Origin of the sequence: Oryzomicrobium sp. (genome assembly GCF_036820405.1) — a bacterium.
Lineage (GTDB): Bacteria > Pseudomonadota > Gammaproteobacteria > Burkholderiales > Rhodocyclaceae > Oryzomicrobium.
This window is the reverse complement of sequence record NZ_DAISLS010000003.1, coordinates 125,728-152,463: the sequence shown is the minus strand read 5'-3', so window position 1 is coordinate 152,463 and position 26,736 is coordinate 125,728. Positions and strand designations below refer to the sequence as shown.

Genomic DNA, 26,736 nt, shown 5'->3' with positions numbered 1-26,736 from the left:
TCAGGGTGGGGCGGGAGCGTTCAGTTCACCTTGAAGCCGGCCACCGAGCCCTTCAGTTCGGAGGCGAGGCCGGCCAGTTCGCCCACCGCCTCGGCGGTGCGCTGGGTGCCGGCGGTGGTCTGCTCGGTGATGCGCAGGATGCCGGACATGGTGTTGGCCACCTGGGTGGCCGACTGGGCCTGGCCCTGGGTGGCGGTGGAGATGTTTTCGATCAGACTGGCGAGCTGACGCGACACGTCGCCGATCTCGGCCAGGGCCTGGCCGGCGGCGTCCGACTTGCGCGCCCCCTCGACCACGCCCTGGGTGGACTCTTCCATGGCCGCCACCGCGTCCTGGGTGTCGGTCTGAATGGTCTTGACGATGGCGGCGATCTGTTTGGTCGCCTCGGCGGAGCGTTCGGCCAGGCGCTGCACTTCCTCGGCCACCACGGTGAAGCCGCGGCCGGCCTCGCCGGCGGAGGCGGCCTGAATGGCGGCGTTGAGGGCCAGCACGTTGGTCTGCTCGGTAATGTCCGAGATCAGTTCCACGATTTCGCCGATCTCCTGGGACGATTCGCCCAGGCGCTTGATGCGCTTGGCGGTTTCCTGGATCTGCTCGCGGATCTCGTTCATGCCGCGGATCGAATCCTGCACCGCCTGGGTGCCCTTCTCGGCGGCGGACAGGGACTGCTGGGCCACCTCGGCGGAGCGGTTGGCGTTGCCCGACACCTGGTTCATCGAGCGGGCCATGTCGAGCACCGAGCGGCCGGCGGCCTGAATCTCGTCGGCCTGCTTCTCGGCGGCGGCGAGCAGCTCGGAGGAGTTCTGCTTGGCCATCTCGGTGGCGGCGGTCACCCGGTTGGCGGCGTCGTTGATGCGGCCGACCAGCACGCGCAGTTCTTCGATGGTGTAGTTGATCGAGTCGGCGATGGCGCCGGTGATGTCCTCGGTCACGGTGGCGGTCACGGTCAGGTCGCCGTCGGCCAGATCGCCCAGTTCGTTCATCAGGCGCAGGATGGCGTCCTGGTTGGCACGGTTGGACAGTTCCGATTCCTGGCGCTGGCGCTCGGCCTCCTCGGCGCGGCGGCGCGAATCGTCCAGGTACAACTTGCCCATCAGGGCCAGCAGGGCCAGGGCGGCCAGGGACAGGGCGGTCATCAGCACCGTGTTGGTGGCCCGGGTGACGAAGGCAGCCTGGTAGGCGTCCTGCAGCTTGGAGGTCTGCTCCAGCAGCTTTTCCGAATCGCGGAAGATGGCGGCGCCGGACTGCTTGGCCACCACCAGGCGCTGCATGCTGCCCAGGATGCCACCCACCGCGGCCTGGTATTCCTTGAAGGCGGCTTCGAGCTCGGTCAGCTTGGCCCGGGTGTCGCCCTCGGTGACCGCCTTGAGGGTCTCGCTGCCGCGCAGCAGACCGTTCAGGATGTCGCGGAAGTTGTTGGTGTCCTTGCCCAGCAGGAAGGCCACCTCGGGGTCGATGGCGTCGCCCACCAGCAGGGCCGAGGCGTTCTTGGCGATCCGCTGGGTGAGCATCACCAGCTGGTTGGCGGCCACGATCTCCCGGGCGCCGCCGCCGCCTTGCAGCTTGAGCGAGGCGGTCTGCTCGGCCAGCTCCAGCAACTGCGGGTTCTTGTTGTTGATGGTGGCCACGTCCTTGCCCAGGGAGACCAGGTTCTTCTCCATCTCCAGCAGTTTGTCGGCGTTTTTCTCGGTCTTGCCCCACTCGCCTTCCAGGGTGCCCAGTTCGGTGGTCACGCTGTCCGGCGAGGCGGGCACGCTGACCCCGTTGATCTCGCCGCCCTGGGCCAGTTTGCCGAGCAGGTCGGCGAACTTGGCGCGGGAGTCCTTGAGCTGGCCGAAGGCGGTCTGGTTGCCCTGGATGGCCAGGGAGGCGGCCTTGGAGATGCGCTGCGAGAGCATGCGCATCTCGCCGGCGGCGGACACGTAGGTGGTGCCGTTGGCCGCTTCCCGGTTGTCGCGCCAGACCAGCAGGCCGTCGACGAGCAGCAGCACCACCAGGGCGCCGCCCAGGATTTGCAACTGTTTGGCCACCGGGTAGCCGGCCAGGAAGCCGGGCATGGCCAGCTTGGGGGCGGACTTGCCTGCGGAGAAGGCGGCGGTACCGGCAGGACGGGGGGCGACGGGGTCGCGCAGGGGGCGGGCCGGGGCGGAGACGGTGGGGTCCGAGGCCGGATCGGGGCGTTTCGTGCGGGACAGACTGAACTGCGGCAGCTTGAAGTTGAAAGCCATGGAGGAGGACTCCCTGAGTGTTTCCCCACGGACGGCGTCGGCCGTCCGGCGATGAATGCGTTCCGCGATGCGTTGCCGCGGAGCGGCAGTATGGAATCAGCGTGGTGTCATGGTGTCGCCTGGTGTGCCTAGAGGCCGATGTGCATGAACTCCGGATCGGCCAGCAGGCCCTTCACCGACAGCTTGCGCCAGCAGCGCCCCTCGCTGTCCTCGACCCGTTCCCGGGCCCATTCCGGGCCGCTTTCCAGGGGCGGCAGCGGGGTCAGCCCCTCGCGCCGCTTGAGGCCGAGCAGGCGGGCGGCGAGCAGGGCGGCGTTGCTGCCGTGGCGAGCCCCCACCAGCACCAGCCGGGCGTTGGCGTTGTGCGGCGTGGGCTCGTGGCCGAGAAAGGCGGAGAAGTCGCTTACCGAGAACAGGGTGCCGCGGATGTTGGCCAGCCCGGCGTACCAGGGCTGGGTCAGGGGCACGCCGGTGATCGGCGGCAGGGGCACGATCTCGCCGGAATCGAACAACTCCAGCAGCCAGTTCTCGCCACCGGCCAGGACGCCCAGCAGGGCGGGCTCGGCTTCGCCTCGGGCGGCGCCGGCAAGGCGGGTGGCCAGGTGTTCCTGGAATTCGCGCAGGCTGATTTTCTTGGCCATGGAGCGTGTCCCTGGGAGCCGGTGGAGTGAGCGGGAGCGGCGGGGCCGGGCTTACAGGGCGGCGATCTTGGCCAGCAGCTCGTCGGCCTTGACCGGCTTGACCAGGTAGTCGAGGGCGCCCTGGCGCAGGCCCCAGATCTTGTCGGTTTCCTGGCCCTTGGAGGTGCACACGATCACCGGGATGTTCTTGGTGTCCTCGTCCCGGGTCAGGGTGCGGGTGGCCTGGTAGCCGTTCAGGCCGGGCATCACCACGTCCATCAGCACCAGATCCGGGTGTTCGCTCTTGGCCTTGGCGATGCCGTCCTCGCCGTTTTCGGCGGTGACGATCTGGTAGCCGGCCTTGGACAGGATTTCGGTCAGGTAGGCGCGTTCGGTGGGGGAGTCGTCGACGACGAGAATTTTCTTCACGGGCATGGCGAAAACCTTGGGCGAATGAGTCGGGTTGCAGCGATGGGACGGGGGGCGGTCAGGCCGGGCGCCGGCCTCGGTGGTCGGTGACCGCCTGGAGCAGGGTGTCCTTGGTGAAGGGCTTGGTCAGGTAGTGGTCGGAGCCGACCATGCGCCCCCGGGCCCGGTCGAACAGGCCGTCCTTGGAGGACAGCATGATCACCGGGGTGGCGGAGAACTTGGGGTTCTTCTTGATCAGGGCGCAGGTCTGGTAGCCGTCCAGGCGCGGCATCATGATGTCGCAGAAGATCAGGTCCGGCTGGTGGTCGGCGATCTTGGCCAGGGCGTCGAATCCGTCTTCCGCGAGCAGAACCTGACAGCCTGCCTGGGTGAGGAAAATCTCGGCGCTGCGGCGGATGGTGTTGGAATCGTCGATCACCATCACCTTGATGCCGTGCAGGGCTTGCGGGTCCGACACGTGATTCTCCTGAGCCGTTGTGCTTATGTTTTATATGGATTGCCAATGGTATTACAGGGGGCGATGGCTGCCTAGGGCGCCGCGGGCCGGTCGCCGGCCTGTCAAGATCAGATTTCCGTCAATTCGAAATCTTCCTTGCGCGCGCCGCATTCCGGGCAGACCCAGTTCATCGGCACGTCCTCCCAGCGGGTGCCCGGGGGCAGCCCGTCTTCCGGCGAGCCGGCGGCTTCGTCGTAGATCCAGCCGCAGATGAGGCACATCCAGGTGCGGTAGGGGCGGGAGTCGGCGCTGGCGGTCATGGGGCGGGGGGACGGTCCGGCAAGGCCGGCACCGCTGGAATCGTTTAGAATGAATCGATCTTACCGAATCGCCTCCGGCGCCGCCAAGCAGGCCTGATGGGCGGTACTCCGCTCCGCCCCCGCTGGGTTTTCCCGCCGGCATTCCCGTACTTCCATGTCCCAGTCCAGTCCTCCCCCCGCCCACTCCAGGGGGGGCGCGACGCGCCATGCTTCGCCCCCCATCGTCCTGACTTTCGCCGCTGCCGATCCCACTGGCGCCGGCGGGCTTCAGGCCGACCTGCTTACCCTGGCCAGCCTGGGTTGCCATCCCCTCTCCGTGCTCACCGCCGTGACGGTGCAGGATTCCGCCGCCGTGGATGCCCTGCAGACCGTCTCGCCGGCCTGGGTCGAGGACCAGGCCCGCACCCTGCTCGAAGACATGAGCGTGGCCGCCTTCAAGGTCGGCCGGGTCGGCAGCGTCGAGAACGCCGCCCTGGTGGCCGAAATTCTGGCCGACTACCCGGACATCCCGGTAGTGCTCGACCCGGTGGCCCTGGTCGCTGCGCCCCCGGGCAACGACGACGGACTGCGCCTGCCGGCGGAGGGCGCCGAAACTTCCGAAGCCTGGGGCGACGACTGGGAATCCCAGTGGGACGGCGAGCTGGAGTCGGACCGGGCCCTGGTGGCTGCCGTGGCCGAACTGCTCCTGCCCCTGGCCACCGTGGTGGCGCCCAATCAGCTCGAAGCCCGCCTGCTCGCCGGCGACCTGCCCCAGGAAGAGGACGATGCGGAAGCCGCCCCGGGCGACGCCGAGGCCGACGTTCCTGCCGCCGAGCTGGCCCGCACCCTGGTCGAGCGGGGCTGTTCCCATGTGCTGTTCACCGGGGTGCATACCCCCTCGCCCGACGTCATCAACCACCTCTACGATGCGTCCGGCCTGGTCCAGACCTACCGCTGGAAGCGCCTGGCCGGCCCCTTCAACGGCGCCGGCGCCACCCTCTCGGCGGCCATCGCCGCCAACCTGGCCAACGGCCTGGGGGTGGAGGACGCGGTGCGCGAGGCCCAGGACTACTGCTGGCACGCCTTGGCCGCCGGTTTCCGTGCCGGCATGGGGCGGCGCGTGCCCGACCGCTTCTTCTGGGCCCGGGGCCTGGCCGGCGACGGCACCTCCGCCTGAGTTCGAAGCGCCTACCACGTCCGTTCCCTCCGCCATGGCCCTGCCGTCCGCTTCCCGCTTCCCCGCCCCGCGCGGCCTTTATGCCATCACCCCGGACGGCCTGCCCGCCGCCGAGCTGTTCGCCCGGGCCGAGGCGGCCCTGGCCGGCGGCACCCGGCTGCTGCAATACCGGGACAAGCTGGCCGAGCCGGCCGAGCGTCGGCCGGTGGCCGAAGCCCTGGCGGCGGCCTGTGCCCGCCACGGCGCGGCCCTGATCATCAACGACGACACCGAACTGGCCCTGGCCGTCGGCGCCCCCGGGGTGCACCTGGGCAAGGACGACGGCGACCTGGCCGCCGCCCGGCGCCGCCTCGGCCCCGGCCTGCTGATTGGTGCCTCCTGCTACGCCGACCCGGCCCGGGCCGCGGCGGCGGCGCCCCACGTCGATTACCTGGCCTTCGGCGCCGTCTTCCCCTCGTCGGTCAAGCCCGGCGCCGTGGCCGCCCCCCTGGCCCTGCTCGGCGCCGCCAAGGCCGCCCACGGGCTGCCGATCTGCGCCATCGGCGGCATCACCCTGGCCAACGCGCCCCGGGTGATCGCCGCAGGGGCCGACTGGCTGGCGGTGATCACCGACCTCTTTTCCGCCCCCGACATCGCCGAGCGGGCGGCCGCCTACGGCCGCCTGTTCGCCGAAGCCGGGGCATCCGCCGAACCCCTGCTCTAGACCTAGACCTGCTTCACGGGAGAACCCAGACCATGACGTCCCGCAACGACACCCTGTTCGCCGCCGCCCGCCGCCACATTCCCGGCGGGGTGAATTCCCCGGTCCGCGCCTTCGGCTCGGTGGGCGGCACGCCCCTCTTCTTCCAGCGCGGCAAGGGCGCCCGGGTGGTGGACGCCGACGGCAAGTCCTACCTGGACTACGTGGGCTCCTGGGGCCCCCTGATCGCCGGCCATGCCCACCCGGTGGTGCTGGAGGCGGTGGCCAAGGCCATGGAAAACGGCCTGTCCTTCGGCGCTCCCACCGAGACCGAGGTGGCCATGGCCGACTACCTGTGCGAGCTGCTGCCCTCCCTGGAGATGGTGCGCCTGGTGTCCTCCGGCACCGAGGCCACCATGAGCGCCATCCGCCTGGCCCGGGGCTACACCGGCCGCGACGCCATCATCAAGTTCGAGGGCTGTTACCACGGCCACGCCGATTCCCTGCTGGTCAAGGCCGGCTCGGGCCTGCTCACCTTCGGTAACCCCTCCTCCGGCGGCGTGCCGGCGGACCTGGCCCAGCACACCCTGGTGCTCGACTACAACAACGTGGAGCAACTGGCCGACGCCTTCGCCCGCCACGGCGACAAGATTGCCGCGGTGATCTTCGAGCCGGTGGCCGGCAACATGAACCTGGTGGCGCCCCGCCCCGAGTTCCTCACCGCCATGCGCGACCTCACCCGCCAGTACGGCGCGGTGCTGATCGCCGACGAGGTGATGACCGGCTTCCGCGTCGGCCCCCAGGGCGCCCAGGGCCTCTACGGCATCGACCCGGACCTGACCACCCTGGGCAAGGTCATCGGCGGCGGCCTGCCGGTGGCGGCCTTCGGCGGCAAGCGCGAGATCATGGAAAAGATCGCCCCCCTGGGCCCGGTCTACCAGGCCGGCACCCTGTCGGGCAACCCGGTGGCGGTGGCTGCCGGCATGGCCACCTTGCAGCTGACCCGGGCCCCGGGCTTCTACGAGACCCTGGCGGCGCGCACCGGCCAGCTGGTGGACGGCCTGTCCGCCGCTGCCGCCAAGGCCGGCGTCACCTTCTCGGCCCAGTCCGTGGGCGGCATGTTCGGCCTGTACTTCCGCGCCGCGCCCCCCACCTCCTTCGCCGAGGTGATGACCTGCGACAAGGAGGCCTTCAACCGTTTCTTCCACGCCATGCTCGACGTGGCGCCGGAAGGCCACTACTTCGCCCCCTCGGCCTTCGAGGCCGGCTTCGTCTCGGCCGCCCACGGCGAGGCCGACATCGCCGCCACGGTGGCCGCCGCCGCCCAGGTGTTCGCCACCCTGGCCGAGTGATCGAGTAGGGCCTGCCTGAAACTCCGCGCCCCGCCTTGATCTCCGGGCGGGGCCTCCGGAGAACCGCGCCCTGCCTTGATCTTGCGGCAAGGCAAATGAAAACCCCCGCCAGGCCTAGGGCTTGGCGGGGGTTTCGTTTTGCGGCGCGAAAAACGGTCGGCGGTCGCGGTGCGCTGCCTGCCGGATCAGCCGCCCAGGTAGGCTTCTTCCACCTTGGGGTTGGCCAGCAGGTTGGCGCCGGAGTCGGCCAGGACGATCTTGCCGGTTTCGATGACGTAGCCGTGGGCGGCGATCTTGAGCGCCTGGCGCACGTTCTGCTCCACCAGCAGGATGGTCAGGCCGCGCCGGTTGATTTCCACCAGGATGCGGAAGATCTCCTGCACCACGATCGGCGCCAGGCCCATGGAGGGCTCGTCGAGCAGCAGCAGCCGGGGTTTGGCCATCAGCGCCCGGCCGATGGCGAGCATCTGCTGTTCGCCGCCGGAGAGGTTGCCGGCGAACTGGTCGGCCCGTTCCTTGAGGCGCGGGAAGAGCTGGTACACCTCGTCCAGGGATTCGGCGATGCCCGCCTTGTCGCTGCGGGTGTAGGCGCCCAGGATCAGGTTCTCGGCCACCGTCAGGGTGGTCAGGATGGCCCGGCCCTCGGCCACCTGCACCACGCCGCGCTGGACGATCTTGTTCGGCGCCAGGCGGGTGATGTCCTCGCCGGCGAACTCGATCTTGCCCCGGGCCGGTTTGAGCAGGCCGGACAGGGCCAGCAGGCTGGTGCTCTTGCCGGCGCCGTTGGCGCCCACCAGGGCGGTGATTTCGCCTTCGTTGAGGTGGAAGTTGATGCCCTTGACCGCCTCGATGTGGCCATAGGCGACGGCCAGGTCGTGCACGCGCAGGAGGACGCTCATCACTCGTCCTCCTTGCCCAGGTAGGCCTCGATCACGTCCGGGTTGGTGCGCACCTCGTCGGGCGTGCCCTCGGCGATGATGCGGCCGAAGTTGAGCACGGCGATGCGGTCGCACAGGCCCATGACGAAGCGCATGTCGTGCTCGATCATGAACACGCCGTAGCCCCGGTTGCGGATGTTGTTGATCTCTTCCATCAGGATGGTCTTTTCCGAGGGGTTCATCCCCGCCACCGGCTCGTCGAGCAGCAGCAGCTTGGGCTCGGTGGCCAGGGCCCGGGCGAACTCCAGCTTGCGCTGGTCGCCGTAGGACAGGTTGTCGGCCAGCATGTCGGCCTTCTTGTCCAGGCCGACCCAGGAGAGCAGCTCCCGGGCCCGTTCCCGGGCGCGCTTTTCGGCGGCGCGGCAGGCCGGGCTGTTGAAGAACAGGCCGAAACCGCCGTAGTCCAGGTGGTCGTGCATGCCCACCATGACGTTTTCCAGCAGGTCCATCTCCTTGAAGATGCGGATGTTCTGGAAGGTCCGGGCGATGCCCTTGTGGGTGATGCGGTGCGGTTCCAGCCCCACCAGGGAGTCGCCCTGGAAGTCGATGTGGCCGGCGGTGGGTTCGAGCAGGCCGGTGATCAGGTTGAACACCGTGGTCTTGCCCGCGCCGTTGGGGCCGATCAGGCCGTAGATGCTGCCGGCGGGCACTTCGAAGCTGACGTCCTGGAGGACGTGCAGGCCGCCGAAGCGCTTGCCGACGTTGCGGATGGACAGCAGGTTGGCGCTCATGCCCGACCTCCGATCATGCGTTGGAACCAGGCGCGGATGCGGCGCGGTTCCCAGATGCCCTTGGGCAGGAACAGCACCACCAGCACCAGCACGGCGCCGTTCACCAGGGAACGGAAGTCGTGCAGCGAGCGCAGCAGCTCGGGCAGCAGGGTCAGGATGGCCGCCCCGAGCATCGGGCCGATCAGGTCGGAAACCCCGCCCAGCACCGCCATGGTCAGGATGTCCACGGCGTTCTCGAAGCCGTATTCGCGCGGGCTGATGAAGAAGGTGAAGTGGGCGTTGAGGGCGCCGGCCACACCGGCGATGAAACCGCCCAGGGTGAAGGCCAGCAGCTTGTAGCGGTCCACGTTGATGCCCATCAGGCGCGCCGCCACCTCGTCCTCCTTGATCGCCTCGAAGGCGCGGCCGACCTTGGAGCGGCGCAGCCGGGCCAGACCGTAGATGGTCAGGGCCAGCAGCAGGGCGATGTGCCAGCCCTCGGTGGACAGGGGGATGCCGTTGAGGCCCTCGGGGCCGCCGGTGATCTCCAGGTTGAGCACGGTGATGCGTACCACCTCGCCGAAGGCCAGGGTGGCCATGGCCAGGTACACGCCGGACAGGCGCAGCACCGGCGCGCCGATGATCAGAGCCACCGCCGCCGGGGCCACGCCGCCGGCCAGCAGCACCGCCGGGAAGGACCAGCCCAGGTTGAGGGTGAGCAGGGCCGAGACGTAGGCGCCGATGCCCATGAAGGCGGCGTTGGCCAGGGACAAGAGGCCGCAGGACAGGGTCAGCCAGATCGACAGGGCGAGCATGGCGTGAACGCCCACCGAGAACACCAGGGTGCTGTAGGTGGACCAGAAGTCGCCGAAGTTGGCGGTAAGCCATTCCATGTCAGGCCTTCCTTTCCAGCTTGCGCCCGAACAGCCCGGAAGGCCGCACCAGCAGGATCAGGAAGAGCAGGCCGAAGGCCACCGCGTCGCCCATCTGGCTCGACAGGTAGGCCTTGCTGATGACCTCGGCGAAGCCGAGGAACAGGCCGCCGATCAGGGCGCCGCGGATGTCGCCCATGCCGCCGAGGATGATCACGGCGATGCCCTTGTGCAGCATCGGCTGGCCCATGAAGGGGGTGATGGCGTTGAAGTTGAGGCCGATCAGCACCCCGGCGATGCCGCCCAGGGCGGCAGCGGCGAAGGAGGTGATGTGGAACAGGCCCTCGACGTTGATGCCCAGCAGCCAGGCGGCCTTGGGCGATTCGGCGATGGCGCGCAGGGCGCGGCCGAGCTGGGTGCGCTTGAGGGCGACGAACAGCACCGCCATGAGCAGGAAGGCGATGGCGACGATGGCGATTTCCAGGGCACGCACATGCACGTCGCCGATGACGAACTCGCCGGCGGGCAGGGTTTCCTCGGGGAAGCGCAGTACCTCGGCGCCGAACAGGCCCTGGGCGGCGCTGGTGAGCATGATGCCGACGCCGATGGTGGCGATCATCGGGATCAGGTGGGGGGCGTTGCGGGCGCGCAGGGGCTTGAGGATCAGCATGTCCACCAGCAGGCCGACGATGCCGCTGGCGAGCATGGCGCCGAGCATGGCGACCCACAGGGAGGCCTGTAGGTGGGTGATCAGGGCCAGGGCGACGTAGCTGCCGACCATGAAGACGGCGCCGTGGGAAAGATTGATGACCGCCAGCACGCCGAACACCAGGGTGAATCCCAGGGCGAACAGCGCGTAGACGCTACCGAGCGTCAGGGCGTTGAGGAGTTGTTGTTCAAGCATCGGAGGAGTCCGCAGGCGTGGTGCCCGGTACAAGACAATGCGGGGCAGACTCGCATCCGCCCCGCATCGAAGGGTGTTGCAGGATTACTTGGCGTCGTAGAGCGTGAACTTGCCGCCCTTCACCAGGTAGATGAAGGGCTTCTGGTCCGCGTCCCAGCCGCCGGGCTTGCCGTTCTTGGTCACGGCCGGGCGGAACTTGAAGGGGCCGGTCACGCCGCTGATGGTGGCCTTGGGCAGGGCGTTCTTGAGGGCTTCGCGGTCGGCGTTGATGTCGCCGGTCAGCTTCACGTCCTTGAGGGCGGCGGCAGCGATGTACAGCGCGTCGTAACCCTGGGCCGCGAACTGGTTCGGCTCGCCGCCGAACTTCTTCTCGTAGGCGGCGACGAAGGCCTTGTTCACCGGGGCCGGGTTGGTATTGGACCAGGGGCTGCCGACGAAGGTGCCTTCACCGGCCAGCTTGGAGATCTCGAACAGCTTGGGCGAGTTGAAGCCGTTGCCGCCGATGAACGGCACCTTCAGGCCCAGGCCGCGGGCCTGCAGCATGATGTTGGCGGCTTCCTCGGCCAGGCAGGAGCAGACCACCGCGTCCGGGTTGGAAGCCTTGATCTTGGTCAGCTGGGCCTTGAAGTCCACGTCGCCCTTGACGTAGGTCTCGGTGGTGGTGACCGGCAGCTTCTGGTCTTCCAGCACCTTCTTGAACACGTCGTAGCCGCTCTTGGTGAAGGCGTCGTCGTTGCCGTAGATCACGGCGACCTTCTTCAGCTTGTAATGCTTGGTGGCGGTGGCCACGGTCACCGGCAGCACGTCGGATTCCATCACCGAGTTACGGAACACGTAGGGGCCGATGTCGGTGATGCCGTTGGCGGTGTTGGAGGTGCCGAACACCACGGTCTTGGCGGCGTTGGCCACCGGGCCGGCGGCGAACATGGAGTTGGACAGGGTCGGGCCGAAGACCATCAGCACCTTGTCCTGGAAGATCAGCTTCTTGAAGACGTTGATGCCTTCTTCCTTCTTGCCCTGCTCGTCTTCGATGACCAGCTGGATCTTGTTGCCGTTGATGCCGCCCTTGGCGTTGATCTCTTCGGCGGCCAGTTGGAAGCCGTTGCGGATCGACACGCCGTACTGGGCGGCGCCGCCGGTCAGGGCTTCGGCCACGCCGATCTTGATGTCGGCCGCCTGGGCCAGCCCGGCACAGGCCAGGGCGCTCACGAGGGCTAGGGTTTTGGGCAGGAAGCGCATACGTTCTCCAATGTTTTCTGGTTGGCGAAGAGTCCAAGCGAACCCTAAAGGGTACTTGCCGCACCCGTGAATGGCAAACCTGCGGTTTTCACGGATGCCGATGGAATCGGGGCGCGCGGGGGCGCGGACGGGGCGCGGGGATGCCGGCAAGCCCGCGTCAGGCGCCGAGCAGCCGGGCCACCGCCGCCGGGTTGGCCGGGAAATACCAATGCACGTAGGACGCCGTCAGGCTGCCGGCCCGGTACACCGGCTCGCCGGGGCGACCGTCGGGGCGCTGGGCCTGGGCCGTGGGCTGGAGCGGCGTGGTGCTGCGCGAGTAGTGGAAAGTGTGGCCGGTGAGCCGGCCTTCAGGCAACTCGGCCTGCTGCATGCCCAGGGCTGAGAGCTTGCGCTGCATGGCGCTCTCGCCGGGCAGCAGGGCGAAGCCGGCGTGGCGCTCCCCGTCCACCGTCACGATGTGCTCGAAGCAGGCCATCATCCCGCCGCACTCGGCCAGGAGCGGCTTGCCGGCGCCGACGTGGGCAGCCAGGGCGGCGGCCATGGCCCGGTTGGCGGCCAGAGCCGGGCCGTGCAGCTCCGGGTAGCCGCCGGGCAGCCACACCGCGTCGCAGGGGGGCAGGGCGGCGTCGTGCAGGGGCGAGAAGTCCACCAGGGTGGCGCCCAGGGCCGCCAGGCATTCCCGGTTGGCCGGGTAGGCGAAGCAGAAGGCGGCGTCGGAGGCCACTGCGATGGTGCGCCCGGCCAGCAGCGGCGGGAATTCGGGCGGGGCGGCGTCGGCGATGGCCACCGGCGGCGGCAGTTCGGCCGCCGGGGTGTCGGCGAGCAGGTCGGCAAGGCGGTCGAGGCAAGCGTCCAGGCCGGCGATCTCGGCCGCCGGCAGCAGGCCCAGGTGGCGCTCGGGCAGGGCCATCTCGGCGTCCCGGGGCAGGGCGCCGACCCAGGCGATGTCCTCGGGCAGGGTCTTGCGGCACAGCTCGCCGTGGTAGGCGCTGCCGACCCGGTTGGCCAGCACGGCGGAAATGGGCGCGCCGCCGCCCTGGTCGGCCCGGTAGTGCTTGAGCCCCCAGGCCACGGCGCCGAAGGACCCGGCCATGGCGGCGGCGTCCAGCACCAGCAGCACCGGCAGGCCCAGGCGCCTGGCCAGTTCGGCGGCGGAAGGCTCGCCGTCGTGCAGGCCCATCACGCCCTCCACCAGGATCAGGTCCGCCTCCCGGGCGGCCCGGGCCAGGCGCCAGCGGGCGTCAGCCTCGCCGCACATGCGGAAGTCGATGTTCTCGCAGGGGGCGCCGCTGGCCACCTGGTGGATCTGGGGGTCGAGGAAGTCCGGGCCGCACTTGAACACCCGTACCCGGCGGCCCTGGCGGGTGTGCAGCCGGGCCAGGGCGGCGGTGACGGTGGTCTTGCCCTGGCCCGAGGCGGGGGCGGCGATCAGCAGGGCGGGGACGGACAGGGGAGCGGTCATGATGGAAGCGAAACTGGGTGGCTGAAAGCCCGCGTGGATAGAGGCTCTACAAGGTGCATGGCTGGAGATGCGCGCCACGCCTTGCTCTCCGGGTAGGCATCGCGAAGATGCCCGTCCCTTCTAGGCATCAGTGCGGCGGCGCTCAGAACTCCACGCCGGGCATGGCCTTCACTCCGGCCTTGAAGGCGTGCTTGACCAGATTCATCTCGGTCACCGTGTCGGCGGCGGCCACCAGTCCTTCCGGGGCGGCGCGGCCGGTGATCACCACATGCTGCATGGCCGGGCGGGCGGCCAGGGTGGCGAGCACGTCGGCGAGGTCCAGCCAGCCGTACTTGAAGGCATAGGTCAGCTCGTCGAGCACCACCAGGTTCACCGCCGGATCGGCCAGATAGCCCCGGACCAGTTCCCAGGCGGCCTGGGCGGCCTTGGCATCCCGGGCCGGGTCCTGGGTCTCCCAGGTGAAGCCCTCGCCCATCACGTGCCAGGCGAGTTGGCCGAGGCACAGGTCGGCCACCTTGCGGTAGAAGCCTTCCTCGCCGGTGTCGGAGCGGCTCTTGACGAACTGCACCACCGCCACGCGGAAATCGTGGCCCAGGGCCCGGGCCACCACGCCGAAGGCAGCGGAGGACTTGCCCTTGCCGTTACCGGTGTTGACCACCAGCACGCCGCGCTCGTCCTGGGCGGCGGCGATCTTGGCGTCCACCACGTCCTTCTTGCGCTGCATGCGGGCGACGTGGCGGGCGTCCTTGGCGGAATCGTCGATGGGGGCGGGGGTGTCGCTCATGGGGGTCCTCGGGGCGTGGGTCGGCGGCTCGGGCCGCTCTGGGTCTTGGGGGAAGAAAGTCAGGCCGGCACGAACCAGCGTCGGCCGCCGTCGGCCAGCTCCTTGAGCGGGTAGCCGTACAGGCAAGACAGGGTGCGGGCGGTCAGAACCTGGTCGCAGGGGCCCTGAGCCACGGTGCCGTCGCCGAACACCAGCACCACCCGGTCGCAGTAGCGCGCCGCCAGGCCCGGGTCGTGCAGCACCAGCACCGTCGCCGCGCCGGCCTCGGCCTGGCGGGCAAGCAGCTCCAGGCTGGCGATCTGATGGTTGAGGTCCAGGTGGGCCAGGGGCTCGTCGAGCAGGTACAGGGACGGGGCCTGGGTGAGCAGGGTGGCCAGGCCGAGGCGCTGGCGCTCGCCGCCGGACAGGGTGGCCACCTGGCGCGCCTCGAAACCGGCCAGGCCGACCTGGGCCAGGGCAGCCCGGGCCAGCCGGGCGTCCTCGGCGGATTCCCACTCCCAGCGCCCCAGGTGGGGGTGGCGGCCGGCCAGGGCCGTTTCCAGCACGGTGGTGGCGAAGGGGTCCGGGGCGGTCTGGGCCAGCCAGCCGCGGACCAGGGCCGCGTCCCGGGCCGACAGGTCCGGATAAGGACGACCGGCCAGGCGCACCTCGCCGGCGCTCGGCGCGCGCAGCCCGGCCAGGGTCGCCAGCAGGGTCGATTTGCCGGCGCCGTTGCGGCCGAGGATGGCCAGCCGTTCGCCAGCCGAAAGGGTTAGGTCGAGGCCGGCGGTGACGGTGTGGCCGCCGACGGTCACGGTCAGCCCGCGGGTTTCCAGCAGGGGGGGCGCCGAGGCGTTGGCACTCATTTCGGCTGCCTGGTCAGAAGGAAGAGGAACACCGGCACGCCGATCAGGGCGGTGAGCACCCCCACCGGCAGTTGCAGCGGCGCTACCATGGTGCGGGCGGCGGTGTCGGCCAGCAGCAGCAGGCTGCCGCCGGCCAGGGCCGAGGCGGGCAGCAGCAGGCGCTGATCGTTGCCCAGGGCCAGCCGGGTGAGGTGGGGCACCACCAGTCCGACGAAGCCGATGGAGCCGGCCGAGGTGACGGCCACGGCGGTGGCCAGGGAGGCCACGGCGTAGATCAGACGGCGCACCGTGGGCACCGACACGCCCATGGCCTGGGCCTGGAGCAGGCCCCGGGCGAGCAGGTTGAGTTCCCGGGCGAAGGGCAGGGCGGCGGCCAGGCAGACCAGCAGGGCCACTGCTGGCAGCCAGGGGTGGGCGGCCTGGGCCAGATCGCCCATCAGCCAGAAGAGCATGCCGCGCAGCTTGGATTCGGGGGCGATGGTGAGCATCAGCGCCACCAGGGCGCCGCAGCCGGCAGCGACGATCACCCCGGTGAGCAGCAGCCGGGTCTGGGTCCAGCTGCCGTCACCCCGGGCCAGGCCGAAGACGAGCAACATGGCGCCCATGGCACCGCAGAAGGCGAAGCCGGTCAGCCCGAACACCGACAGCCCGAGCAGGATGGCCAGCAAGGCCCCGACCCCGGCACCGCCGGAAATGCCCAGCACGTAAGGATCGGCCAGGGGGTTGCGCAACAGCACCTGCATCAGCGCCCCGGCCAGGGCGAGCAATCCGCCGCAGGCAAACCCGGCCACCGCCCTGGGCAGGCGCAGGGCGCGCACGATCTCCGCCCCCGGCGAATCCCCCCCGGTCAGCGCCGCCAGCACGTCGGCCCGGTCCACCGCGATGCTGCCCGCCGCCAGGGCCACGGCGAAGCTGGCCAGGGCGAGCAGGATCAGAAAGGCGAGGGCGACCAGGGCGCGACGGCGGGTGGGCATGGGGGAGGGGATTGGCTCGGGCAGCGCGGATTATGCCCCGGACTAGAAGTCGTAGCGGGCCGAGACGTAGGCGGTGCGGCCGTCGGCGGGGTAGTAGTAGGTGTCGTGCTTGAATGAAGAGTAGCCCGCGAACGGCGCGTACTTCTTGTCCAGCGCGTTGAGCAGCTTGGCGGTGACCGTCCAGCGATCGATCTTCCAGGCGCCTTGCAGGTCCAGGGTGGTGTAGCCTGCCAGGCGGCTCTGGGTGTTAGTGAAATCGCTGCCATAGGGGCGGTCGCCCACGTAGCGCGCTGCCGCAGTATAGGTGCCGATCTGTCCGCCCTTCCACGTCACTTGCAGGGATGCCTGGTCGCGGGCGGCCAGGGGCACGGTTTTTCCGGCGTAAGAGCCGCTGCGGAAAGTGGCATCCAGATAGGAGTAGGCTAGGCGGCTGGACCAGCGCTCGGTGGCCTGCCATTCCACTTCCAGGTTGGCGCTGTCACGCCGGGTGGGTGAGAAGTTGGCGTTGGCGCCCGTGCCGGCGTCGTAGCCGATTTCATCGGTCAGATCGAGACGGGAGAGGGACAGGCGGCCGCTCCAGGCACCGGATTTGAGGCTGCCGCCAACCTCCTGGATCGTGCCGTGCTGGGGGCGCAGGTTGCCGGCAAAGACAGGGCGAAGCAGCACGTTGTCGTAGCCGAACAGTTCGTCCAGGTTGGCAAAGCGGAAGGTGGTGCCGGTCTTGCCATAGACGCGCCAACCGTCGCCGGCGTAGGCCAGACCAATGTCGTAGGCGTTGCGGGTGCGGGTGGCCGAGCCGTTCACGGCCGGCTGGAACCAGGCCGGATAGGCGTCCTGGCTTGCCGATTGACGCACGCGTTGGGTTCTGCCGCCCAAGGTGAGGCTGAGGCGCGAAATCAGATCGGTGCTGTTCTGGAAATAGAAGGCCGTGCTGGTCTGGCGGGCATTCTGATTGGGCCCCCCCTGGTTCTGGGCGCCTACCTTGCCATCGTAATAATCCATGCCGACAACGGTTTCACTGTCCAGGCGACCTAAGCCGTGGCGCCAGCGCAGGCGCGGGGTGAACGACACCATGTCGCGGTTGCGGTCGCTGATGTAATTGCTGGCGTAGTAGTTCGAATGCAGGTTTTGCTGTTCGACAGAGACTTCACCTTCGAGGGTGAGCGCATCGGTCAGCCCGTAGCTGAATCCGGGCCGGAGTCGGTAGCCGTCGCGGAATTGATTGTCGTTAGGCGTTGTGGCGTTGCGCGGATTGGTCCGATACCCCGCGCTCAGCAGGTTGCCAGGCAGGCCGGATGCCTCTTTGTAGACGGCGTAGTCAGTGAAGATTTCACCTCGTTCCAGCTTCAATCCGGCCCGGCCGCTGGCCGTCTGCTGGTCCTGCCAGTTGTTGTGGCGGTAACCGTCCGTGTCGGCATAGCGGGCGAACAGGTTGAAGTAAGCGCGGTCGTTACCGGTGGCGACGCTGGCATCCAGGCCGCGGAAGTTGTAGCTGCCCAGGGTGGCGGTCACCGAGCCACCCGGCTTGCCCGATTTGTCGGTGATGATATTGATGACGCCGCCGCTGGCGCCGTCGCCATAAAGCACGGTGCCTGAGCCCCGCATGATCTCGATGCGTTCGATGCTGGCAAGGGGAATCGCGGACCAGACGATGCTGCCTGAGTCCAGAGGATTGATGCGCTGGCCATCGACCAGAATCAGGGTGTTGCTGGTGGCCGTGGCGCCAAAGCCACCAATATCCACTGTGGCATCAATACCTAAAGGGCCATAAAGAGGAACTACATTGACCCCCGCCCGGGTGGCCAGCACGTCGGGCAGGCTCAGGCCCGGGGTGTTGCGGATGTCTTCCTTGGTGATGACGCTGATGTTAGCGGGAATGCGCGGGTCCGGCGTGGCGAAGCGGGTGGCGGTGACTACCACGGGGGAGAGGATTTCGTCATCGGCCCGGACGGTGCCGGCGATCAGGCTCAGGCTGGCGGGAAGGGCGCAAATGGCGGCCCGGAGGATGGGACTGGACATGGTGAGACTCCCTTTGTCGCCACGCACATGCGTCCCCGCAGGCCGTGGCCGTTCTTGATCAGCGCAAGGGAGTCGCCGGCGCAGGACCGGCCGGCAGGGCGGGAGTCCACGCGCCATGCCGCCTCCCGCAGCACTTCCGCTGGTGTTCCCGGCAGGCCGGTATCCGGGCTCGCGAGGCCGGAATCCTCCGGCGCGCCGCCCCGCCTTCCCAGGCGATGAACCCAGTGGCTGTGTGGGGCGACTGCTCGCTTACCGTTGCGGGGGCAGCACAGGCCTTGCCGACCTGGGGTCGGACGCACCTGTTTCCCGTTTAACCGCGGCGAAGGATTCGCCTGCGGCACCTGGCAAGGAAAAAATCGTCGTCGTTAGCAAGGGCGTGGCAGCCGGTTGCGGGGCGACGGCGAGGGCGGAGAATACCCCGCCGGAGGGGGCGGGAGCAAGGCGCGGGGCGGCGGCGCGAAGCCACAAAACACCTTCAAATCCGACGCTTACTCCTTGACCGGGAAGAGATTGCGCCTCTATAGTGCGCGCCATGGAGAACCACCTCGCCACCCTCGAAAGCAAGGTCGACCAAGTGGTCGGCCTGTGTCAGGCCCTGCGCGGCGAGAACGCCGCCCTCAAGGCGCAGCTGGCGGCGGCGGAAGCGCGCAACGCCGATCTGGCCGCCCGCATGGCGGCGGCCCGGACGCGGGTGGAAGGCCTGCTCGCCCGGGTACCCGAGGACGGCAAGTAAGCCGCCGGCGGTGCCGGTGCGCGGGTCTTGCGGCGCGATCCGTGATCCGCTTGCGACTGCCGGGCTCCGAGCCGCTCTGCGCATTCCCGAATTTCCGTACTCCACCCTTCCCCCTCGAACTAGCCAGCAAAGGTCCATGACCATGAGCGCCGAGTCCAATTTCCTCGACGTGCAACTCCTCGGCCGGGAATACCGGGTCGCCTGCCCGCCCGACGAGCGGGAGGCCCTGCTCGCCGCCGTCGCCCTGGTGGACGAGCAGGTCAAGGAGATCACTGCCCGCAGCCGCTCCGGCGGCGCCGAGCGGGTGGCGGTGATGGCCGCCCTCAACCTGGCCCACGAACTGCTGTCCCTGCGCCGCCGCCCGAGCGCGCCGGAAGCGGCGCCCGGCGCGGTTTTCGCCGCGGTCGGCGAGGGGAGCGAAGGGGGTTTTGACACCCCTGACTTTCAGCGTAGAATCGGTGCCATGGAGGCCAAGCTGGACGAGGCGCTCCGGGGCAAGGCGGATTCTTCCGCCGATGCGGCACCGCCCCGGTCCGACTCCTTGTTCTAGTCCTCCGCCGGGTGTCCCCTGCGGTGCCCGTGACGGCCATAGATTCTCTGAACCAAGTATGGGCTTAGGTTGCCCATCCAGTGCCGGCAAAGTGCGCGTCCTTGCGACGTACCAGATGCCGGTCGGTAAGCGACCACTCTGAACCTCCGGGTTCGAGATGCCGGCCGAAACGACACCTGCGGGGGCCAGTAATACTGGACACGGCGCGTTGAAACGCTGCAAGGCGGCTTCACCGCGCCGTTTCCTTTTCTGGAGCCCCGGCGGGCGGCCGCCGTCTCCCCCGGGTGGGTCCGCCAGCGTTTCCGGCGGGGTCGGCCGGGCGGAAAAATAAGCATAAAACCAACGACTAACGTACCCCCAACCCAAAGGACCCGTCATGGACTGGTGGCTGTTGAGCTATCCCCTCCTCGGCATTTTCGCCGGCTTCATCGCCGGCCTGTTCGGCGTCGGCGGCGGCCTGACTCTGGTGCCGATCCTGTTCATGCTGTTCAAGGCCCAGGGCTTCCCGGCCGAGCACGTCATGCACCTGGCCCTGGGCACCTCCATGGCCACCATCGTGTTCACCTCGATCTCCAGCATGCGCGCTCACCACAAGCACGGGGCGGTGCGCTGGGACATCGTTGCCACCCTGGCCCCGGGCCTGGTGCTCGGCACCTTCGGCGGCTCCCTCTTGTCCGGCCTGGTGCCGACCCGGCCCCTGGTGATGGTGTTCACCGTGATCGTCTATTACGCCTCGGCCCAGATGATGCTGGACTTCAAACCGAAGCCCCACCGCCAGCTGCCCGGCCGTGTCGCTCTGTTTTTGGTGGGCACCGGCATCGGCATCGTCTCCAGCCTGGTGGCGGCCGGCGGCGGTTTCCTGTCGATTCCCTTCATGCTCTTCTGTAATGTGGCCATCCACCAGGCGGTGGGTACCTCGTCGGCCCTGGGCTTCCCCATCGCCCTGGCCGGCATGATCGGCTACATCCTGGCCGGCGGCGACGACCAGGGCCTGCCCAGCGGGCACCTGGGCTACATCTACCTGCCCGCCCTGGTCGGCATCGTCGCCATGAGCGTGCTGGTGGCGCCCCTGGGCGCCAAGCTGGCCCATAAGCTGCCGGTGAAGCAGTTGAAGCGCGCCTTCGGCGGCTTCCTCGCCCTGCTCGCCACCAAGATGCTGCACAGCCTGCTGACGAGCTGAACCCAGTTCCAGCCGGTTCGTCCGGCTAGGCTTCCTGCGACGCCGCCCGCGTGCTGATCAGCGCCCGGGCGGCGTCGGCTTTTTCGGCCAGCCCGCGACTGAGGTGAAAGCAGAGGAAGAGGCGGGGATCGACCTCCTCCGCAGCGCCGGCCTCCGCCGCCACCAGGGCGGCCAGGGCTTCCAGGGCGATCAGGCGGGACTGCACCTCTTCGAGCAGGGCGGCGGCCCGGGCCAGGGCCTCCCGGGAACCGTCGTTCCCCCCGCCGGCGCCGGCCATGGTCAGCCGCGCCAGGCCAGGTGGGCGCCCAGGCCGAGCAGGCCGATGAAGAAGCAGCGGCGAAAGACCCAGGGCGAGAGCCGGTGGCGCAGGCGCTGGCCGAGGGCCATGCCGGCCAGGGCCGGGGCCAGGCAGAACAGGGAGAGGCCGCCCACGCCGGGGCGCAGGGCGCCTTGGCCGAAGAGGCCGGCGGCCAGGGCGACGGTGGAGACGGTGAAGGCCAGGCCCAGGGCCTGTACCAGATCGTCCCGATCCAGGGCCAGGGCTTGCAGGAAGGGCACGGCGGGCAGGGCGAAGATGCCGGTGGCGGCGGTGCTCATGCCGGTCAGCAGGCCCATCAGGGGCGACAGCCAGGGTTCAAACCGGGCCGGCACCCGGGGCTGCCAGGCGCTCAGGCCGAGCAGGGCGTAGACCATCAGGGCGATCCCCAGGGGGCCGCTGGCCTGACCCGGGCCGTGGCCGGGCCCAAGGGCCGCCAGGCCGGCCATGCCGAGCCAGGTGCCCAGGCAGATGCCCGCCAGCATCGTCGCCAGCCGCCGCGCCAGGGCGCCGAGGCGCGGCCCCTGGGCGAGCTGCCAGAGGTTGGTCACCAGGGACGGCACCACCAGCAGGGCGGCGGCCTCCAGGGGCGTCATCACCTGCCCGAGCAGGGCCATGGCAACGGTGGGCAGGCCCAGGCCGATCACCCCCTTGACCAGTCCGGCGAGGAGGAAGGCCGTGGCGATGAGGGCCACGGAGGCGGCGAGGTGGGAGCCGGAGAGGGCGAGATCGAGGGTCATGGCCGGCAGTATGGCGGGGCGATGGGGGGCTGAAAATGTGGGATACACTGACCCAGCCTTCGGATTTTCCGAAGGCTGGGTCCGCCGCCGTCCAGCCGTCGCGCTCAAGGTCCGCGCCCCTTCTTGCGATCAGGGAGGCACCATGCGTTTCGATCTCACCGACCTTCGGATTTTCCTGAGTGTGGTGGAGGCCGGCAGCATCACCGCCGGAGCCGTCCGCAGCCACCTGTCGCTGGCCTCGGCCAGCGCCCGCATCCGGGGGCTGGAAACCCGCCTCGGCACGCCCCTGCTGGAGCGCACCCGGCGCGGTGCCGTCCCCACCGCCGCCGGCCTGGCCCTGGCCCACCACGCCCGGCTGATGGAGCGCCAGCTCGACCACCTGAGCGCCGAACTGGGGGAATTCGCCCGGGGGCTGAAGGGTCGGGTGCGGCTGTTGTGCAACACCGCCGCCCTGAGCGAATTCCTGCCCCAGGCCCTGGGGGACTTCCTCGCCGCCCACCCCTCCATCGACGTGGAGGCGGAGGAGCGCTCCAGCGCCGCCATCGTCGCCGCCCTGGCCGAGGGGCTGGCCGACCTGGGCATCGTTTCGGACGCAGTGGATACCGGCGATCTGGCCACCACCCCCATCCACGACGACCGGCTGGTGCTGGTGGCGCCGCTCGGGCACGCGCTTCTGGCGGCGGCGGCCGAACCGGCGGGGGGCGAATCCCCATCGTCGGCGCCGACGGAGATGCCCGATAGTGCCCCGGCCGCTCTCCTTTCCCCGCTGCCCTTTGCCGCCACCCTGGCCTGGGATTTCGTCGGCCTGGCCGGAGCCAGCGCCCTCCAGGACTATCTGGCGGACCATGCCCGGCGCGCCGGCCAGCATCTGTGCTATCGGGTGCGGGTGAGCGGCTTCGACGCCATCTGCCGGTTGGTGGCAGCCCGGGTGGGGGTCGCCGTGGTGCCCGAGAGCGCTGCCCGGCGCCACGCCGGAACCCTGGGCTGGCGCCCCCTGGGGGATGCCTGGGCGAGCCGCCGCCTGCTGCTCTGCCGCCGCCGCGACGCCGCCCTGCCGGCCTACGCGGCCCGTCTGGCCGAGGCGCTGGCGGGCCGTCCGCCGGCGTGAGCGCGGCTCCGCCCGAGCCTTCTCCTCCCTTTTGCCTTCCCCGCCGTTCACCGCCCTAAGCGCGGGGAACGGGTCAGCGCGGCCCATTCACGCCCTGTCCGGGCCAAAGCGGCCGTCCGCCTGGGCGCGCGCCCGCTGGCCCGGGCTTGCCTCTTTTGTTGTGCGGCGCAGCAAATTGCCGTTGGCGGCCATGCCGGCACCGCAGATGTCGCCCTAGTGCCTTGGTTTGCAAGTGTTTTGCGGCAAGAACAGATACTGCCAAAGCACACTGCGAACAAAATTTACAATAAGTAAAACGAATTACGATAAATGCTATTCGGCAATGGTTTTTGCCGTAGCTACCCGTTTAATTAGCCATTTCTAGTTTTTCCTGTTTGCGACATGGATTACAAAATCAATAATTATGTGTACACGTCAACTCTTCTATATGTTATAAGTGCGGCGCAGCAATAATTTTTCATATAAGTAACGAGGGAGAGACGTCATGACCGCCAAGGTCTACGAGCGTATCCGCAACAATCCGCAGTTCGTCCAGCTGGTGGCGCGGCGCAGCCGCTTCGCCTGGCTGCTGTCGGCACTGGTGTTCGTGCTGTTCTACGGCTTCATCATGCTGGTGGCCTTCGCTCCGGAACTGCTCGGTCAGCCCGTGGCCGCCGGTTCGGCGGTGACCGTAGGCATGGCCGGCGGCTTCACCATCTTCGTGCTGTTCTGGGTGCTCACCGCCGTCTACGTGAAGCGCGCCAACGGCGAGTTCGACGAAATGACCACGACCATCGTGCGTCAGGCCCAGGAGCTGTGACCATGACCCGACTCTTCGCCCGTCTCTCCTGTCTGTTCGCCGCGGCCCTGGCCAGCGGCCTGGCCGTGGCCGGTCCCGCCGTCGAGGCGGTGGCCGAGAAGCAGCCCCTCAATATCCACGCCATCGGCATGTTCTTCGTCTTCGTGCTGATGACCCTGGGCATCACCTACTGGGCGGCCAACCGTACCAAGTCGGCGGCCGACTTCTACACCGCCGGCGGCGGCATCACCGGCTTCCAGAACGGCCTGGCGATCGCCGGCGACTACATGTCCGCGGCCACCCTGCTCGGCCTGACCGCCATGGTCTACACCCAGGGCTTCGACGGCTACGTGTACATGACTGCGTTCTTCGTCGGCTGGCCCCTGATCCTGTTCCTGATGGCCGAGCGCCTGCGCAACCTGGGCCGCTTCACCTTCGCCGACATCACCTCGTACCGGCTCGACCAGGGCAAGGTGCGCACCATGGCCGCCGTGTCGTCCCTGATCGTGGTGTGCTTCTACCTGATTGCCCAGATGGTCGGCGCCGGCCAGCTGATCAAGCTGCTGTTCGGCCTGGACTACACCACCGCCGTGCTGGTGGTGGGCGCCCTGATGATGGTCTACGTCACCGTGGGCGGCATGATCGCCACCACCTGGGTGCAGATCATCAAGGCCTGCATGCTGCTCGCCGGCGGCACCCTGGTGATGCTGCTGGCCATGAACCACTTCGGCTTCTCCTACGAGAACCTGGTCAACAAGGCCATGGAAGTGCACAAGAACGGCACCCGCCTGATGTTCCCGGGCAGCCTGCTGGCCGATCCGGTCACCGCCATCTCGATGAGCCTGGGCCTGATGTTCGGCACCGCCGGCCTGCCCCATATCCTGATGCGCTTCTTCACCGTGACCGACGCCAAGGAAGCGCGCAAGTCGGTGCTCTACGCCTCCGGCTTCATCGCCTACTTCTTCAACGTGATCTTCCTGATGGGCATGACCGCCATCATCATCGTCGGCACCGATCCCCAGTTCTTCGAGGGCGGCAGCATCGGCGGCAAGATCGTCGGCGGCGGCAACATGATCGCCATGCACCTGGCCAAGGCCGTGGGCGGCAACCTGCTGCTCGGCTTCCTCGCCGCCGTGGCCTTCGCCACCATCCTGGCGGTGGTCTCGGGCCTGGCCCTGGCCGGCGCCTCGGCCATCTCCCACGACCTCTACGCCCGGGTGATCATGAAGGGCAAGGCCAGCGAGGCTTCCGAGATCCGCATCTCCAAGTTCGCCACCCTGGTGCTGGGCGTGATCGGCGTGACCCTGAGCATCCTGTTCGAAAAGCAGAACGTGGCCTTCATGGTCGGCCTGGCCTTCGGCATCGCCGCATCGGCCAACTTCCCGGTGCTGATCCTCTCCATGTACTGGAAGGGCCTGACCACCCGGGGCGCCCTGCTCGGCGGCTACATCGGCCTGGCCACCGCCGTGGCCCTGGTGGTGCTGTCCAAGTCCGTGTGGGTGGCGGTGCTCGGCAACGCCGCGCCCCTCTTCCCCTACGACCAGCCGGCCCTGTTCTCCATGCCGGTGGCCTTCTTCTTCGCCTGGCTGGGTTCGGTCACCGACTCCAGCGTGCGCGCCAAGGAAGAGCAGGAACGCTTCGCCGACCAGTACGTCCGGGCCCAGACCGGCCTGGGCGCCGCCTCTGCGTCGAACCACTGACGCCCCGGCATCCTCAAGCGTCAAGCATTGCGCAGCACGCAGCGCCCCGGGTTCGCCCGGGGCGTTTGCGTTGACGGGGCGCAAACCCCGGCGCCGCCGCCCTTGAAAGCAGACGCCGACCGGCATAGCCTCGATCCCATACCGTCAGCAAACAAGGGAGGCAACATGCAGATCAGGTTTCTCGGTGCGGCGGGGGAGGTGACCGGCTCCCAGCACCTTTGCGAAGGCACGGTGGCCGGCGAGGCGCGCCGCTTCCTGGTGGATTGCGGCCTGTTCCAGGGCGGCCGCGATGCCCGGGAAAAGAACGAGCGGCCCTTCGCCTTCGACCCAGCCAGCCTCGATTTCGTCGTCCTCACCCACGCCCACCTGGACCACAGCGGCCTGCTGCCGCGGCTGTGCGCCGCCGGCTTTTCCGGGCCGATCTACACCACCCCGGCTACCCGGGAACTGCTCAAGATTTTGCTGCCCGACTCGGCCCACCTGCAGCAGGCCGACCGGGAACGGGCCGAGCGGCGCCAGGCCAAGGGACGTTGGCGCGGCGAGCTGCCCGAGGTGCTGTACGGCCAGGAAGAGGTCCAGGCCTGCCTGGCCCAGGTGCGCACCTTCGACTATGGCCTCACCTTCCAGCCGGTGCCCGGCATCCTGATGCGCTTCCACGACGCCGGCCACATCCTCGGCTCGGCCATCGCCGCCATCGACGTGGCGGTGGATCAGGTAAGCCCGCCCAAGACCCGCCGCCTGGTGTTCTCCGGCGACCTGGGCCACGCCGGCTGTCCCCTTACTCCGCCGCCGGAACTGGTGGCCTCGGCCGACGTGCTGGTGATCGAATCCACCTACGGCGACCGCCTGCACAAGACCATGGACCAGACCCGGGACGAGCTGGTCGAGGTGGTCGGCCACACCCTACGTCACGGCGGCAACATCGTCATCCCCGCCTTCGCCGTGGGCCGCACCCAGGAGGTGCTGCTGCTGCTCGCCCAGCTGGTGCGGGAAAAGCGCCTGCCCCACCTCAACGTCTTCATCGATTCGCCCATGGCCACGGCGGTCACCCAGCTCACCGCCCACTTCCGCGACGCCCTGGAAGAGGACGCCCAGGAAATGCTCGCCTGGCACGAGGCCCACCCGGAGGCCCTGCGCCTCAAGCTGGTCAGCGACGTGGAGGAATCGAAGGCCCTCAACCAGATCCGCGGCGGCGCCATCATCGTTTCCGCCAGCGGCATGTGCGAAGGCGGCCGGGTGCTGCACCACCTGGTCAACAACCTGCCCTACCGGCAGAACGCGGTGATCATCACCGGCTTCCAGGCCCACGGCACCACCGGCCGGATGCTGGTGGAAAAGGCCCGCACCGTGCGCCTGTTCGGCCAGGAGGTGCCGGTCAACGCCTCGGTGCACACCCTGGGCGGCCTGTCCGCCCACGCCGACCAGGGCGGCCTGCTGGCCTGGCTCAAGGGCTTCGCCGCCGCGCCCGGCCAGGTGTTCGTGGTGCACGGCGAACCCGAGGCTTCGGCCCGGCTGGCCGAGGTGATGCACGAGCGGCTGGGCTGGAAGCACGTGGCCCTGCCCGAGCGGGACGTGGCCTACCCCTGTTGACGGCGCCGGGCGGGGGCGGCCCTGGCCCCCGTTCCGCCCGGGGGTAAAATGGCCCGGTCCCCGCGCCGGGCCCG

At 69.0% G+C, this 26,736-nt stretch carries 27 protein-coding genes, 1 other RNA gene and 1 riboswitch; of the genes, 11 read left to right on the top strand and 17 right to left on the bottom strand.

All coding sequences use genetic code 11. The features are described 5' to 3' along the window. Positions 1-20: 20 nt before the first annotated feature. The 5 genes from V7Z98_RS03780 to V7Z98_RS03760 all read right to left on the bottom strand — a co-directional run bounded on the left by V7Z98_RS03780 (position 21) and on the right by V7Z98_RS03760 (position 3,994). A complete protein-coding gene (locus V7Z98_RS03780; protein ID WP_334157043.1) occupies positions 21-2,228 on the bottom strand; it encodes a methyl-accepting chemotaxis protein in 2,208 nt (735 codons plus the stop codon). A gap of 128 nt (positions 2,229-2,356) precedes the next feature. Next, a complete protein-coding gene (locus V7Z98_RS03775) occupies positions 2,357-2,869 on the bottom strand; it encodes a chemotaxis protein CheW (protein WP_293263258.1) in 513 nt (170 codons plus the stop codon). A 51-nt stretch (positions 2,870-2,920) separates the two neighbouring features. After that, a complete protein-coding gene (locus tag V7Z98_RS03770) occupies positions 2,921-3,283 on the bottom strand; it encodes a response regulator transcription factor (RefSeq protein WP_293263256.1) in 363 nt (120 codons plus the stop codon). 52 nt (positions 3,284-3,335) lie between these two features. Continuing rightward, the gene (locus V7Z98_RS03765; protein ID WP_334157115.1) at positions 3,336-3,698 is read right to left on the bottom strand and encodes a response regulator; all 363 of its coding nucleotides are present in this window, start codon (positions 3,696-3,698) and stop codon (positions 3,336-3,338) included. 143 nt (positions 3,699-3,841) lie between these two features. Next, positions 3,842-3,994, bottom strand: a complete 153-nt coding sequence (locus tag V7Z98_RS03760; RefSeq protein WP_293263472.1) for a rubredoxin — start codon at positions 3,992-3,994, stop codon at positions 3,842-3,844. Positions 3,995-4,187: 193 nt separating this feature from the next. On the opposite strand from V7Z98_RS03760, the gene thiD reads away from it, so the two are divergent. The 3 genes from thiD to hemL are packed head-to-tail and all read left to right on the top strand — an operon-like array spanning position 4,188 to position 7,220. Further along, positions 4,188-5,189, top strand: a complete 1,002-nt coding sequence (thiD, locus tag V7Z98_RS03755) for a bifunctional hydroxymethylpyrimidine kinase/phosphomethylpyrimidine kinase (protein ID WP_334157041.1) — start codon at positions 4,188-4,190, stop codon at positions 5,187-5,189. 34 nt (positions 5,190-5,223) lie between these two features. Continuing rightward, the gene (gene thiE / locus V7Z98_RS03750; protein WP_334157040.1) at positions 5,224-5,892 is read left to right on the top strand and encodes a thiamine phosphate synthase; all 669 of its coding nucleotides are present in this window, start codon (positions 5,224-5,226) and stop codon (positions 5,890-5,892) included. Positions 5,893-5,924: 32 nt separating this feature from the next. After that, positions 5,925-7,220 carry a glutamate-1-semialdehyde 2,1-aminomutase gene (hemL, locus tag V7Z98_RS03745; RefSeq protein WP_293263250.1) on the top strand — a complete coding sequence of 432 codons (1,296 nt, stop codon included), beginning with the start codon at positions 5,925-5,927 and terminating at the stop codon, positions 7,218-7,220. Positions 7,221-7,405: 185 nt separating this feature from the next. Here the strand turns inward: hemL and V7Z98_RS03740 are convergent, their stop codons facing one another. The 10 genes from V7Z98_RS03740 to V7Z98_RS03695 all read right to left on the bottom strand — a co-directional run bounded on the left by V7Z98_RS03740 (position 7,406) and on the right by V7Z98_RS03695 (position 17,967). Further along, positions 7,406-8,119, bottom strand: a complete 714-nt coding sequence (locus tag V7Z98_RS03740) for an ABC transporter ATP-binding protein (protein WP_293263248.1) — start codon at positions 8,117-8,119, stop codon at positions 7,406-7,408. Beyond that, complete coding sequence (locus V7Z98_RS03735) at positions 8,119-8,889, bottom strand: ABC transporter ATP-binding protein (RefSeq protein ID WP_293263246.1); 771 nt, start codon at positions 8,887-8,889, stop codon at positions 8,119-8,121. Before V7Z98_RS03735 ends, V7Z98_RS03740 begins: the two co-directional genes overlap by 1 nt. Further along, on the bottom strand, positions 8,886-9,761 hold the full coding sequence (locus V7Z98_RS03730; RefSeq protein ID WP_334157039.1) for a branched-chain amino acid ABC transporter permease: 876 nt from the start codon (positions 9,759-9,761) through the stop codon (positions 8,886-8,888). The genes V7Z98_RS03735 and V7Z98_RS03730 overlap by 4 nt, the downstream gene beginning before the upstream one ends. 1 nt (position 9,762) lies before the next feature. Continuing rightward, the gene (locus tag V7Z98_RS03725) at positions 9,763-10,644 is read right to left on the bottom strand and encodes a branched-chain amino acid ABC transporter permease (RefSeq protein WP_293263242.1); all 882 of its coding nucleotides are present in this window, start codon (positions 10,642-10,644) and stop codon (positions 9,763-9,765) included. An 84-nt stretch (positions 10,645-10,728) separates the two neighbouring features. Next, complete coding sequence (locus tag V7Z98_RS03720) at positions 10,729-11,883, bottom strand: ABC transporter substrate-binding protein (protein WP_293263240.1); 1,155 nt, start codon at positions 11,881-11,883, stop codon at positions 10,729-10,731. Between the two features lie 157 nt (positions 11,884-12,040). Further along, a complete protein-coding gene (locus V7Z98_RS03715; RefSeq protein WP_334157038.1) occupies positions 12,041-13,345 on the bottom strand; it encodes a cobyrinate a,c-diamide synthase in 1,305 nt (434 codons plus the stop codon). Positions 13,346-13,487: 142 nt separating this feature from the next. Continuing rightward, a complete protein-coding gene (gene cobO, locus V7Z98_RS03710; protein WP_334157037.1) occupies positions 13,488-14,129 on the bottom strand; it encodes a cob(I)yrinic acid a,c-diamide adenosyltransferase in 642 nt (213 codons plus the stop codon). Positions 14,130-14,188: 59 nt separating this feature from the next. After that, positions 14,189-14,974, bottom strand: coding sequence for an ABC transporter ATP-binding protein (locus V7Z98_RS03705; RefSeq protein WP_334157036.1), 786 nt, complete (start codon positions 14,972-14,974; stop codon positions 14,189-14,191). Further along, the gene (locus tag V7Z98_RS03700; protein WP_334157035.1) at positions 14,971-15,948 is read right to left on the bottom strand and encodes a FecCD family ABC transporter permease; all 978 of its coding nucleotides are present in this window, start codon (positions 15,946-15,948) and stop codon (positions 14,971-14,973) included. The genes V7Z98_RS03705 and V7Z98_RS03700 overlap by 4 nt, the downstream gene beginning before the upstream one ends. Before the next feature lie 42 nt (positions 15,949-15,990). Beyond that, on the bottom strand, positions 15,991-17,967 hold the full coding sequence (locus V7Z98_RS03695) for a TonB-dependent receptor (RefSeq protein WP_334157034.1): 1,977 nt from the start codon (positions 17,965-17,967) through the stop codon (positions 15,991-15,993). Between the two features lie 137 nt (positions 17,968-18,104). Then, a riboswitch (cobalamin riboswitch) is annotated at positions 18,105-18,327 on the bottom strand. A gap of 172 nt (positions 18,328-18,499) precedes the next feature. Here V7Z98_RS03695 and V7Z98_RS03690 point away from each other — a divergent pair. The 4 genes from V7Z98_RS03690 (at position 18,500) to V7Z98_RS03680 (ending at position 20,430) form a co-directional block, all read left to right on the top strand. Beyond that, positions 18,500-18,700: a hypothetical protein gene (locus V7Z98_RS03690; RefSeq protein WP_293263228.1), complete on the top strand. Its 201-nt coding sequence runs from the start codon at positions 18,500-18,502 to the stop codon at positions 18,698-18,700. A 136-nt stretch (positions 18,701-18,836) separates the two neighbouring features. Next, positions 18,837-19,250, top strand: coding sequence for a cell division protein ZapA (locus V7Z98_RS03685; protein ID WP_334157033.1), 414 nt, complete (start codon positions 18,837-18,839; stop codon positions 19,248-19,250). A 12-nt stretch (positions 19,251-19,262) separates the two neighbouring features. After that, positions 19,263-19,439, top strand: a non-coding RNA gene (ssrS, locus tag V7Z98_RS17840) — 6S RNA. Between the two features lie 187 nt (positions 19,440-19,626). Continuing rightward, positions 19,627-20,430 carry a sulfite exporter TauE/SafE family protein gene (locus tag V7Z98_RS03680; protein ID WP_293263226.1) on the top strand — a complete coding sequence of 268 codons (804 nt, stop codon included), beginning with the start codon at positions 19,627-19,629 and terminating at the stop codon, positions 20,428-20,430. 25 nt (positions 20,431-20,455) lie between these two features. Here the strand turns inward: V7Z98_RS03680 and V7Z98_RS03675 are convergent, their stop codons facing one another. Together V7Z98_RS03675 and V7Z98_RS03670 are read right to left on the bottom strand one after the other, a co-directional pair. Continuing rightward, positions 20,456-20,707 carry a hypothetical protein gene (locus V7Z98_RS03675; protein WP_334157032.1) on the bottom strand — a complete coding sequence of 84 codons (252 nt, stop codon included), beginning with the start codon at positions 20,705-20,707 and terminating at the stop codon, positions 20,456-20,458. Between the two features lie 2 nt (positions 20,708-20,709). Next, entirely contained in the window at positions 20,710-21,486 is a 777-nt protein-coding gene (locus V7Z98_RS03670; RefSeq protein ID WP_334157031.1) for a sulfite exporter TauE/SafE family protein, read from the bottom strand. Between the two features lie 142 nt (positions 21,487-21,628). Between V7Z98_RS03670 and V7Z98_RS03665 the strand changes: the two genes are divergently transcribed. From V7Z98_RS03665 to V7Z98_RS03650, 4 genes are all read left to right on the top strand, one after another. Next, entirely contained in the window at positions 21,629-22,594 is a 966-nt protein-coding gene (locus V7Z98_RS03665) for a LysR family transcriptional regulator (RefSeq protein ID WP_293263220.1), read from the top strand. Between the two features lie 484 nt (positions 22,595-23,078). Further along, positions 23,079-23,393 (top strand): DUF485 domain-containing protein, encoded by a 315-nt coding sequence (locus V7Z98_RS03660; RefSeq protein WP_293263218.1) that lies wholly within the window; start codon positions 23,079-23,081, stop codon positions 23,391-23,393. A 2-nt stretch (positions 23,394-23,395) separates the two neighbouring features. After that, positions 23,396-25,072, top strand: coding sequence for a cation acetate symporter (locus V7Z98_RS03655; protein WP_293263216.1), 1,677 nt, complete (start codon positions 23,396-23,398; stop codon positions 25,070-25,072). Positions 25,073-25,237: 165 nt separating this feature from the next. Further along, positions 25,238-26,662, top strand: a complete 1,425-nt coding sequence (locus V7Z98_RS03650) for an MBL fold metallo-hydrolase (protein WP_334157030.1) — start codon at positions 25,238-25,240, stop codon at positions 26,660-26,662. The last annotated feature ends 74 nt before the right edge of the window (positions 26,663-26,736 follow it).